12 protein-coding genes are annotated in these 11,861 nt (G+C 34.5%); 8 read left to right on the top strand and 4 right to left on the bottom strand.

Going from position 1 to position 11,861, the window contains the following annotated elements:
- The first annotated feature begins 10 nt into the window (after positions 1-10).
- The 8 genes from F6K18_RS02010 to F6K18_RS01975 all read left to right on the top strand — a co-directional run bounded on the left by F6K18_RS02010 (position 11) and on the right by F6K18_RS01975 (position 3,474).
- Positions 11-292, top strand: a complete 282-nt coding sequence (locus tag F6K18_RS02010) for a hypothetical protein (protein ID WP_287518129.1) — start codon at positions 11-13, stop codon at positions 290-292.
- Positions 289-687: a type II toxin-antitoxin system VapC family toxin gene (locus tag F6K18_RS02005; RefSeq protein ID WP_287518127.1), complete on the top strand. Its 399-nt coding sequence runs from the start codon at positions 289-291 to the stop codon at positions 685-687. The genes F6K18_RS02010 and F6K18_RS02005 overlap by 4 nt, the downstream gene beginning before the upstream one ends.
- A 79-nt stretch (positions 688-766) precedes the next feature.
- Positions 767-904, top strand: a complete 138-nt coding sequence (locus F6K18_RS02000) for a hypothetical protein (RefSeq protein WP_287518126.1) — start codon at positions 767-769, stop codon at positions 902-904.
- A 222-nt stretch (positions 905-1,126) separates the two neighbouring features.
- Entirely contained in the window at positions 1,127-1,459 is a 333-nt protein-coding gene (locus F6K18_RS01995; protein ID WP_353734986.1) for a DUF6883 domain-containing protein, read from the top strand.
- Positions 1,459-1,773: a DUF4926 domain-containing protein gene (locus tag F6K18_RS01990; protein WP_287518124.1), complete on the top strand. Its 315-nt coding sequence runs from the start codon at positions 1,459-1,461 to the stop codon at positions 1,771-1,773. The genes F6K18_RS01995 and F6K18_RS01990 overlap by 1 nt, the downstream gene beginning before the upstream one ends.
- A 49-nt stretch (positions 1,774-1,822) precedes the next feature.
- Complete coding sequence (locus F6K18_RS01985) at positions 1,823-2,176, top strand: hypothetical protein (RefSeq protein WP_287518122.1); 354 nt, start codon at positions 1,823-1,825, stop codon at positions 2,174-2,176.
- A 33-nt stretch (positions 2,177-2,209) separates the two neighbouring features.
- Positions 2,210-3,211, top strand: coding sequence for an AAA family ATPase (locus tag F6K18_RS01980; protein ID WP_287518121.1), 1,002 nt, complete (start codon positions 2,210-2,212; stop codon positions 3,209-3,211).
- Positions 3,199-3,474, top strand: a complete 276-nt coding sequence (locus F6K18_RS01975; RefSeq protein WP_287518120.1) for a hypothetical protein — start codon at positions 3,199-3,201, stop codon at positions 3,472-3,474. The genes F6K18_RS01980 and F6K18_RS01975 overlap by 13 nt, the downstream gene beginning before the upstream one ends.
- A gap of 433 nt (positions 3,475-3,907) precedes the next feature.
- Here F6K18_RS01975 and F6K18_RS01970 read toward each other — a convergent pair whose 3' ends face one another.
- From F6K18_RS01970 to F6K18_RS01955, 4 genes are all read right to left on the bottom strand, one after another.
- A complete protein-coding gene (locus tag F6K18_RS01970; protein ID WP_287518118.1) occupies positions 3,908-4,933 on the bottom strand; it encodes a DUF3179 domain-containing protein in 1,026 nt (341 codons plus the stop codon).
- A 799-nt stretch (positions 4,934-5,732) separates the two neighbouring features.
- Positions 5,733-5,855, bottom strand: a complete 123-nt coding sequence (locus F6K18_RS01965; protein ID WP_287518116.1) for a hypothetical protein — start codon at positions 5,853-5,855, stop codon at positions 5,733-5,735.
- Between the two features lie 333 nt (positions 5,856-6,188).
- Positions 6,189-8,366 carry a hypothetical protein gene (locus F6K18_RS01960; protein WP_287518114.1) on the bottom strand — a complete coding sequence of 726 codons (2,178 nt, stop codon included), beginning with the start codon at positions 8,364-8,366 and terminating at the stop codon, positions 6,189-6,191.
- Between the two features lie 483 nt (positions 8,367-8,849).
- On the bottom strand, positions 8,850-11,858 hold the full coding sequence (locus F6K18_RS01955; RefSeq protein WP_287518112.1) for a GAF domain-containing protein: 3,009 nt from the start codon (positions 11,856-11,858) through the stop codon (positions 8,850-8,852).
- Positions 11,859-11,861: the final 3 nt, after the last annotated feature.

The raw sequence follows: 11,861 nt of genomic DNA, 5'->3' as shown, positions 1-11,861 counted from the left end.
GGAAAAGATTATGATTAAAACTAATGTTAATATTACTCCAGAGGCTCAAGAGCTTTTGAAAAAAGCAGCAGCTAAAAAACAAGTATCTGTAGAAGAACTCGCTTCAGAAATATTAAATGAAGCTATTCAAAATAAGCTGGTTGGAGTTGTTAATATTAGTGAAAATAAAAAGGAATATCCTTCTAATCCATTGGCAAATAAGCAGCCCTATTTTTACTATGCCGATCCCGAAGAACCAGCTATTTCTGTAGAAGACTGGGATATGGAGAATAGTTATAAAGAGGTTTTATGATTGTTCTAGACACTCATATTTTTGTTTGGTGGAACCAGAACGACCCTAAATTAACCAGTTACCATCGTGAGATAATTAAGAGAGAAAGACCAGATGGATTAGGAATTTGTACTATCAGTCTTATTGAGATAGCAAGACTTGTTAAAGCAGGAAGAATTATTCTTCCTTTAACTATTCAAGAATGGTTGAAAATTGCATTAGCACAAGAAGGAGTTATTCTTATTTCTATTACTCCTGAAATTGCGGTTGATGCTCAATCACTGCCAGGTAATTTTCACAAAGATCCAGCAGATAGAATAATTGTCGCAACGGCAAGATTATCTAATTTTTCTATAGTGACGGTAGATCAGAAAATACTTAACTATTCTTATGTGAGTTCTATTCCACCTACCTGAAAACCACTATACCGAAACAAAAATGGGATTTATATGATTTATATCAGGTTTATTAATTAGGGTTTGCTGAAAAAGTCTTATGGGTGAGGGTAGGAGACAGGAGACAGGAGACAGGAGAAAAGGGAATGAACGAGAAGGTAGCAGTAAGAATTGTCCTTTGATTTTTCTGCCCAACTATGCGCCTAAAATAAGCTCCTTTTTGAGCATGAAGAGCTGAAAACCAGGCACTTTTTTCGACCCCAAAAAGGCGAAAACCTTTATCTGTAAATACTTTTAGATTTAATCAGCAAGCCCTAATTAATCACAATACAAAAAGATGGTATAAATAATTTAATCATCTTTAGATTACTTAAGCTATTAGCCAAGGATTGAAATCCTTGGTGAGCCAGAGGAAAAAGCTTATTTTCAAAGAAAAGCATATAATATGAAATTGAGATAAATTATCAACCAAATCACGATTAATCCTCGTAAACTAACAGAATATGCTCTCAATCCTGATAATCCGAAAGGTGCTAATAAAGCTCTCATGTTTGAGCGTCATTTGGGTTTCACAAAAGATAATTATGAACTACTATTAGAACAAATTTCCACTCAAGTTTTAGAGGCCGAAGCTATTTTTAAATCTAGGGATGAACATGGCGATCGCTACCAAGTAGATTTAGAAATTATCGGTACACAAGAAGGACAAAAAGAGATTGTTTGTACGGGATGGATAGTTGAACTAGAGATAAATACTGCTAGATTAATTACTCTATATGTGAGGAAAAGATAATGATTAAACCTGAATTATTTGATGTTGTTGAATTATTAGTTAATTTACCTTCAGAGCAACAATTTATAGGCAATCAAGGCACAATTGTTGAATGTTATAATGATGGAAAATATGAAGTTGAATTTTCTAATGAACAAGGAGAAACTTTAGCTTTATGTAGTCTAAGTAATAATGAATTTATGGTTGTTTGGCAAGCTCAAACTAAGCAATGGTTAACTACAACGGATAAAGTTACTGCTCTGATTAATTTCCTTTCGGAAGAAAAACGGGTGGAACTCTTAAACTTTGCTCTAGGTCTAATTGAAAAATCGTAAAAAAACCCCTCTGCGCTTGATTTGCTATTCCTAATTTGAGGTTTAATTTATGTTAGATAATATTGTTAAAACGATTATTAATGCTGCTAAATCTGCTGTTCCTCAAGCGATCGATGCAGCTCAACGAAATGAACTTGTTGTTAATACTTTAAAAAAATTAAAGCTTGACCCCACACAACCTCCGAAAGATGTTGATGGAGTTTATGTTTATGCTTTGGTGGAATATGGCGTGGGTAAGGATGAGCCAATTTTGAAGCTTTTTCGGGAGAAAGAAATAAAAAATGCTTTTTGGAGTGCCTATTCTACTAATTCTCCTATTAGTTTCTGGAATAAGGTTGATGACTTTATTCAATCTTATGCTTTGGGGGATGAAATAAAAGAATCTCAGATTAATGTTCGGTGAGAATTAGAAAAATTTGGTATAGCTTTTATTGATGTGGCGAAGCGGACTAAATCTCCAGAATTTCGCCCTTATCCAGATTGGAATTTTGACGAATATCCGGCAGAATTTAAGTCTTTAATTATGGAAAAAATTAAGGGTTTTTGTGGTCGGGAATTTGTGTTTAAGGAATTTGGGAATTTTCTCAATCAAAATTCTAATGGTTATTTTACTGTGGTTGGGGATGCAGGGATGGGGAAAAGTGCTATTGCTGCTAAATATGTTTATGACCATAAGTCTCCCTGTCATTTTAATGTTCGTGCTGATGGTCGTAATAGACCTGAACTTTTTCTGGAGAGTATCCGCAAACAATTAACTAGACGCTACGAGTTGGGAAATACGGATAAGGTTAATTTGTCTGCTTTGCTGCAAAAGGTTAGTGAAAATCTTCGGGGGCAAAAGTTGGTTATTGTGGTTGATGCTTTGGATGAGGTGGAGCAAACTGGAGGCGGTAATATTCTGGATTTTCCGACGACGTTGCCGGATGGGGTTTATTTTTTGTTGACTAGGCGACCTTATGAACGAGAGAATAAACCTTTGAATGTTTCTCCAGGGGTGGGGATGACAGAATTAGATTTGAGGGCGAGTCAATATCGGGGTTTTAGTCGGGATGATGTGAAAGAATATATCGGTTTTATGTTGAATAAAGACCCAGACTATGGGGTTAAGTTGCAAATGTGGGTGCAAGAGCGGGATATTAAAAAGGAAGATTTTATCGAGCAGATAGCAGACAAGAGTGAAAATAATTTCATGTATCTGCGTTATGTGTTACCGGATATTGCTAAGGATAAGTATCCAGATTTGAGTTTGAAGGAATTGCCTGATGGTTTGCAAGATTATTATCAACAACATTGGGTGCGGATGGGAATGGAGGATAAACCCCAGAAGGATGTGGAGAGGGTGGAGAGGGGGAAGAGGGGGGAGAGGGTGGAGAGGGGGAAGAGGGGGAAGAGGGGGGGAATGGCATTCGCCCTTGGGATGTTCCTATGGCAGGTTTAGAGGAATATTATCAGGGTTTGTGGCAAAAAATGGCAGGTGAGGGTTTGTCGGAAATTGAGTTGGGAGTGCTGAGAGTATTAGTCGAGCAAGAAGAAGCAGTTTCTGTGGAGGCGATCGCCAAATCCATAGACACTGACGAATATGATGTGGAAGAAGTGTTGGAAACTTGGCTAGAATTTTTACATTGGCAAGAAATTGGGGGAGAAATTTGTTATAGTTTGTATCATTGGGGTTTCCGTGACTTTTTGCAGCTTAGGGTTTAGTATTCTCTACTGATATCATTTCTCAAAAACTTTTCTACATTTTATTGAGTAGTAGGGACGTTGTATGCAACGTCCCTACAGGGAGGGAACCCCCCCCTAACGCTACCGCTAATACACCATACTGGACCGACACATCTAAAATGGTGCAATAGAAAATGGGGGGAGTGGGGGAATGAGGTGAGGGGGTGATATCAAATCCGTTTAATTGGACATAAAAAAAATCTTCAATCGCCATAACTACGTTTATCTTTGTAATTCTTTCTCCTCCTGAGGACTGAGGACTGAGGACTGACTCCTCCTAACTTAACTATTCTATGGCTGTTTAACCGGATTTGATATGATGGGATGATTACGAAAAAGGCTAATGCACTATTTTAGTGAAACAGTCCACTACTGGACTATTGACGGTGCGTTACGCTGTCGCTAACACACCCTACTGGACTTGTGGAAAAAATGCTGGATAAACAAAAGCAAAAGCGGTGGAACTAGGGATAGTTGTACCATCGAATTCTTCAACAATAACGGTTTGCATTTGACTGTCCCATTTGGCACGAATTTTTCGCCCATTAAATTCTACAATTTTTTCTTTTAGTTGCTTAATTTCTGAATGTAAAAACTGAACACTACTACCTGAGAAATAATTTTCAGGTGTTTCTCGGTCTGCTTCCCAAACATAACTAATAATAGCTTTGGGATGTTGGTTAATTTGGTCTTGATTTCTGACTGGAAAAATCAACATTTTATCGGTATAGTAACTGCCATAAGGATAGTTAAAATAGTCACGTTTATAACCTGTTTTTGTAGATAAAATTTTACTATTAGGATACACTGCTAACCAATTTTTTAGAGTAGTTTTAATAGCAGAAATTCTATTCAAATTACTGTTAACATTCTGACCAAGAATACCAATAGCCCAAGGTTGAGAATAAAGAGTACTATTAGAGCGGTCATACATAACTAAACAACTTTGATAAAGTTTGCCAGAAACTCCATAAGTTGTATTGCCACGTTCAAATGCAATTATAGTGTCACAAAGAGGGCAATAAGAAACAGTAATATTCATTGCTCCTACTGTATCATTAACAATTTCATGCCAATTCATAATGCCAAAAGGATAAGCAACAGCTTCACCGTTTATTTCTATACCAATTACTGTTTCATTAGTGGGAAAAGGTGTTGTTGTCGCCGTATCAAATTTCGGATTATCAATAGAAGGGATACCATCTTTTTGCGGTCCGCCGTTCAACAGTTCAGCTAAATTAATTCGACTATATTTCTGAGGGTCGAGATTTTGTGCTTGAATATCTTGGAGTTCTCTATCTTGATTATTGAGATATTGTGTGAGATTAAAATAGCGAAGTTTAAAGTTATTCCAGCTACCTGCTTGTAAGACTATAGAACTCAAACCCAAGCTAGCAAATAAAGCAGTATTGAGAATTATTTTAGCTACTTTTTTCATAATTCAATAAGGAAGGAAGAAGGAAGAAGAAGTAAGAAGGAAGAAGTAAGAAGTAATATTGTCCGCTTGAATACTTATACTTTGGTGGAAGGAAGACAGAAAGGTTTATTCCAATTTTGACTTGATTCTATACACAAACGATGCTACCGGACATGATATAAGAAGGAAAAATTTTGCATTGTCTGAGTTTTAAGCTTTTTATATGTCAAATACAGTAATAGCGACTGCTATAATATTTTTAATAGGTTCGTTTATTGATACTAGAATTTGAATATTTTCTGGAGAATTATCAGGATTTTTTACCTTACTTTATTTTGTCAAATTACAATATTTTCAATTTTAAGAATGGTGTATATACCTTAAATTAAACTGAGTTAAAAATTAAGTTAAGATAAATATAGCAATCCTATTTTATTCGTGTCAAAAATCTTACTGCTTTTTAGGGAACACTTAACTGGGAACACTTAACTGGTAAGAGTTTCAGTTTTTTTATTTACTTTTTTATTTGTCATGACCTATTTAGGATTGCTATAATTAGATTATGTCAATTTGAATACTTATAAATAAATGTTCAACAATTAATAATTGACAATTACTTCTCCTGAAAATGGATAGGATTAGTGAAAAGTATTTTTGATCTTTATTTCTTCTTCAAAGAAGAGGCTTTAAACCTTAATTACTAGGTAATCTTATTTTTTTCCAATTGGTATTATACCATTTTGAAAAAAGAATGTTACAAATAGTAAGCAGTATTAAAGTAATTTATAGGAAGTATCTATTGGACGAAAAAGATAAATTACTAAATAAAAAATGGTATCAAACCTATTCCCATACGACTCGGTCTTCCTGTATTCCCCTCCTGGGAGGGGGAGGGGCGAGGGGTGGGTTGACTCCTAAGCGGTAACCTAAATATTTGTAGCAAAGATTTATCAAACTGGTATTACACTTTTTGAAAGTTATTTATTTAATAAACTTGCATCTATCTAAATATAAACTAAATATAAAAGTAATAGCTTTATCTAAAAATTTATTTGTTATTTTTGTCTTTTGTCAAATAATATCAAATCGATTTAATTAGCGATAAAAACATTCTCCTTCTTCACCATTACCTAATCTTTATAACTGTTGTCTATCCTGAGATTATGTCCAGATAATTAGTGATAGAAAACTTTCTCCTTCTCTTCCTATTTTTTCTCTCCTGACTCCTGAGGACTGACTTCAAAAATATTTTATACCGATATTACCGGACTTGATATTACATCATATCTCTTTCAAATTCAAATTCAGAAATTGATTTTTCTCCTTCCTGTTTCTGTGCTCGAACTAAAGGAATTAAATAATTATGAGCTAATTGATAGCTATCTTGCGGTAAATCTGGCAGCAGTAAAACTAATCCTCGAGCAACTAATACATCTAAAACTAAATCTAGTTTATGGCGTTGCATTAATAACTCTGATGCTAATTCAGCACGAGTTTTTAGAGGGCGAGTACCATGTTCATTTGTTAATAAGTATAAGACAGATATTGCTGTTCGTCCGTTCAGAAAGCCACAATCTTTTATTACTCCATCTAAAAAATTTATTGTGAGTTTTTTGATAGGATTATCTCCTAGTTTATGATATGCTTCAACAGTTGTAATTGCTTCTTCTTGAAGTTCAGTGCCTACTACTTGCAATTCTATCGGACTTACTGTATTATCTGCTGAACTTAAATCTTTTACTACTTGAGAAATTAAATCTGGCTCCCAATTTAATTGAGCAGGTTCAATTAAGTTTTTGATAATTTCTTGACTATGATTTGGCTCAAAATTACTTATGTAGTAAAGAATTTCCTTAGATAAAATTTGATAGTTAATTACTGCTTCTAAGTTTGTCAGGCGGTCGCATTCTAATAAGTAATGTAAGTAATCTGTTTGGATAGATAAAACTACTTTGACAAAATTCAAGCTTAAACAGTCATATAAAAATTTATAAAGTGGTAGTCTTTGAGCTAGTTTGGGACAGACAGTAAATAACTCTTCAAACTGGTCTAAAATTAATACTTTTAAATTATTTTTTTGATGTTTTTTACGCAATGTTTCTAGTACATATTCTAGATTCCAAGTTGCAGAGTCAGAATTTCTCATCCAATCTGTATAGACTCGTAGTGGTATGAGTGAAATTGCTTGATTATCTTCTGAATTTTCTGCGAGTAGAGTAGGTATTAACCCAGAATTAATTAAAGAACTTTTACCCACACCAGAGACACCATGTATAATTATTAGTTTATGGTTCTGGCTTTTGATTCTTGCCACTAAATTATTCACATCTTCTAGACGACCGGAAATTTTAATTTCTCTAGGAATTATCGGACTATTATCAGATTTTTGTTGTGGTTGTAATGGATTTATTCCTATAAAAGCCTTTAATCCATATTGATGCTCAAGTCGTAATTTTTCTTCTTTGATTCTGGCAGATTTTCCATATTTGTCTTGGTCAAAATAAAGTTTTTTTAATGCTTTTAGTATGGAAATATAAGAGTGTAAATTATGATGGGGGCTTGTTTGTTGTCGCGCTTTTTCTAGTTGATTAACAGTAGCTTGCCACTCTTCTAAATTACTTTGAGATTCACTTAAAATTGAGAAATAAGAATTCTCATATTGTGCAATTTCTACAGGATTTCCCATAGATTGATTTTGAATGGCAACTGCTAATTCTGCTAATTGACTAGCATGGTCCCATTTTGACTCGTGCATTGCTGCCTCAGCCAAAAATCCGTAATCTTGAGCAATTTGCTCTTCTGTACCGTAAGTTAAATGTAGTTCTAAAGCGCGTTTAGCAAGCTTGTATAAATCGCTCCATGCTTCTAATTTTTTCAGAACTTCACCTTGCTGAATGATAAATTTAGCTACTAATTCTTGTCGGTCTATTTGAGCAAATAAATCTAGGCTTTGCTGAAAATTATTTTGTGCTTGTTGCCAATAATTATTTTTTTGTTCTACTGGAATGTTTAAATTGCCTTGATGCTCGTAACATAATCCGATATAAAAGAGGACAATTCCTATTTTTTCTAATCTTTCATTAATTTGTTGAGTGACTGCTTCCCCTGGTAAATTTTTTGTACTTTTTTCCCAGATTAATAGGCTATTTTTAAACTTATTTAATGCTTGCTCTATTTGATGATTAGCATACTCTTCTCGACCAATAATAAAATCTATATTGGCAATGTGTAATGGTAATATTGGCTGTATTTTATAATTACTATATAACTGTTCAATTGCTGCTTTTAGTTGTTGGCTCTCTGTGGCATTCAGAAGATTTGAATTGCTTTGAAACTGAATAATATGAGAATCTAAAAGATTATAAAAAATTTTACTGGTACAGTATTCAATTACACTAATAGCTGTAGTATAAATAAGTTGAGCTACATTTTTTGCTTGGTATTTGTCAGTCATAGCTAAGATTTTTAATTTTTACTAATAGGCCAAAGAGTCTGAATTGATCTTTTTCAATTATGGGAATTAGTTTTAATTTTAATTCATTTTAACACTTGTCAGGATTATAAGTAATACCAAATTAATAAATATTTGCTACAAATAGCTAGGATATTTTTTAGAAGTCAGGAGTCAGGAAGACCAAGTCAGAATGAATAGCTTCAATACCATTTTTCAGGTCGAAAATCATTCTTTTTGTCAAAGGACATATCCTGCATTTGTCTTTTTATTCCTCTTATTATTCGTAACATTCTTTTTTCACGCTTGGTATAATATCATGTCTGGTTAAATACTTATAAATAATGATGAAGGTGTCAGGTGTCAGGTCTCAGGTGTCAGGAGGGAAGAAGAAGGAAGAGGAAAAGAAAGTTTTTTATCACCCTATTAAACGGACATGATATAAATATCAAATTTTGTAGAGAAGGGAGGAAAAATTTGTAGAAATCAAAGGTGAGCTAAGGGTAAAAGTAACTTACTTTCTACTAAACCACTTTCTTGTAAATTTAACTCTAGCTCTCCTCCCATTTGTTGAATTAGTCGCCGACAGATAATTAAATGCTTGCCTGGAGGTGAAACCAAGAGAGAAGGTTCTAATACATCTGGGATAGAAACGGAGTTAAATTCTGCAATTAATTTTGAGCTAATCTTACCTGCATCAATAATAGAAATTTCAAGCCATTCTTCATCTAAAGTTTGGCATTTAATATCGATTTTTCCTCCTGTTTGAGAACGACTACAGGCACTAATCAAAAGCTCGTAAACAACTAATTCTAATTTAATAAGATCTCCATAAATATTCAAATTTCCTTCCCGATGAACTTCTAATTGCAGTTGTCTTTTTTTTACTTGGGAATCAATGCGAATGAGCGATCGCCTCAACAAATTAGCTACAGAGACAACATCAAAATTTGCTTGTAAACGCCATTTTTCTTGTGTAAATAATGAAGTAGTAGACGATAACACATTCCCAATTTGCCTTAGTAATTGCTGATAACGTAGATTTGTCAATACATTTTTTTGTTGGGCAGGATTTTCTGATGGAGTATAATGCAATTCACTTAACTGCTTAAAACCAGAACCAACAGTACGGTAAAGTTCTTCTAAACGCTTTTGTTTATACCAATTCAACCACTCTAGTTCTTCTCGCTGAGATTCTAAAGCAGTCTTTACTATTAAATAGCGACGCGACCATGCAAACTGAGAAACCAAATGAGTCAATAAATTTTTCAGAGTTTCAGTAGGAGAATGTGGTTGCGGCAGTTCTGTTTTTTGCCATAAAATTTTGTGAGGGTCTGCAATTAACAATATACCCGTCGGTTGATGTTCAATAGCAGTACGCAAAGCAGTTGCTACGACCTGACCGCTATCAAGAATATTGAGCCACCGTAAAGTTTTTGCTGGTACATCACTCACACTCAGATGCAACCAACCATTTGTAGAAATTATTTGTTGAATCCAAGAATCAGTACGAACTGGAATCGAAATTTTGTCAGTGCTAGTAATATGACACTCAGGATAACTATAGCTCATAACTCTACCTGTTTGTGATAATGGATACCAGGTAATTAAAGCAACTAGGGGAATAGTTTGCGGGTTGATCTGTGCTATTGCCACAATTGCTTGAGCAATAAATTCGAGAAAGTTTCCTTCTAGACAGTCTAGGGATAAATTTCCTAATACACTCAGTTCTCCAACTAGTTCAAAATTGTTCACTTCTTGCGATAATAAGGAGTTGGAAGAGTTAATCAATACTTTTGTTGGATTTGCAACTATTGTAGTTGGTTGCAAAGTAGTAAAACCAGACTGAAGATATTCTGTATATTGCTGCTGCTTGTTGATTATCTGATTAATATGTCTTTGATGCAGGAGAAAACCTAACTGTTGACTGGCAATTTGGACTAATTCTCGTTCATTGCGATTCCAGGTGCGAGGGGTTTCATAACCAATAATTACGAGTCCTTCGGGTTGGTTATATCGATCGCCTTGATTCTTTGTAATAAATTCTTCTTGTTCCTTTTTCCCAGCTCCTATTGTGCTGCACAACAGAAGAGAACGTACTCCAAGTTTCTCAAAATCTTCCTGCCAAGCATTCAATATATGACTTTCTGACCAATTTTCAATTCCTACTACTTCAGTGTTTCGTCCTAGCAAGGTCATATCCTCCTTGCTGAGGGTGGGTAGAGAAGTTTTGACTGTTCGACTTTGAGTAGAATGATTTTGATAAACAACTTCAAACTGCCCTCTGTTGCGGATTGCCAACATAAAATATTTAGCACCTAAGCGCTGAGATATTTTTTCTGCCGTTGTTTTTAGGGTTTTCTGCCAATCATCATCACCGTAAATAGCGCGAGTGATGCCTGCAGTTAAAGTCTGGTCTAGTTTAGCTTGACGAATTTTGTCCTCCATTTCTGAGAGGGGAGAAGTTAAAGCTAGCAGTTGACCTACCCCTTGCAAATAGTTTTTTTCATCATCTTGCCATGGACGGTTGCGTTGTTCTTCTACAGCAATAAATCCTAATAGTTCGTCTTCTAAGATAATTGGTGCTGCTAATACAGAAGCAGCTCTAATTTGTCGGATTAATCTGCGAATAATATCGCTGTCTACAGAAGTGTAATATTCTCCAATGCAAACAATTTTTCCTGCTAATAGTACATGATAGAATTTACCTAAATCTTGCAATGTAATGCCAGAAGCAGGACGTTTAAAGTCGCTCCATTCTACTATTACTTGATGATTACTCGCACGACGCCAAAAATAGCGTCCATTGGGATAATACCAGTAAATATTTGTGCGGGATGGCTGTAAAAATTGATGAGTTATTTCTACAACTGTTTCGAGGCGTTGATCTAAAGTCGTTAATTTTCCTAATTGAGATAGTAATGAGAGTATTGGTTCATCAGGTCGTTTTGCTTGTTGATCTTGCCATTCTTTTTCTATTTTTTGTAATGTTTGTCCTAGTTCACCCCAGATTAAAGATAGTAGTGCTTTTTCTTCTGATTCTAAAGATATTCCCCACTCTTGTGAACCCATTAAGGCAATACCAAAACATTTTTCTTTGTAATGTATGGGAAAGAAAATTGTACCTTTAATATGATATGTTTGTGTTATTTTTACCCATTCTCCAACTTGCTTTTCTGCCCTTAAGTCAGCGACTTTAATTGCTTTTCTTTTCATTAATACTTGTTCTAATATATCTCCATGACTTATGGTGAATTTTTGTTTGAGAGCAGAAATTTCACCATTGGGAGTAATTCCGCCTTTGCCTACTATTTTATTTGCTAATCGATCGTACAAACAGACCCAAATCAAACAATAATCAAATTCTGACTGAAGATAATTTATGACTTTTTTCATGAGAAAATCTAAATCTTCTTCTTCTCTAATTGCTCTAATTATGCTTTCTAAAGCAATCAGATTATTATGATTTTTTTCTGCTTCATTTTTTTTTAACATCGA

The organism is Okeania sp. SIO2C2 (genome assembly GCF_010692625.1).
In the GTDB taxonomy this organism is placed as follows: Bacteria; Cyanobacteriota; Cyanobacteriia; order Cyanobacteriales; family Microcoleaceae; genus Okeania; species Okeania hirsuta.
This window is presented reverse-complemented; position numbering and strand designations above follow the sequence as displayed.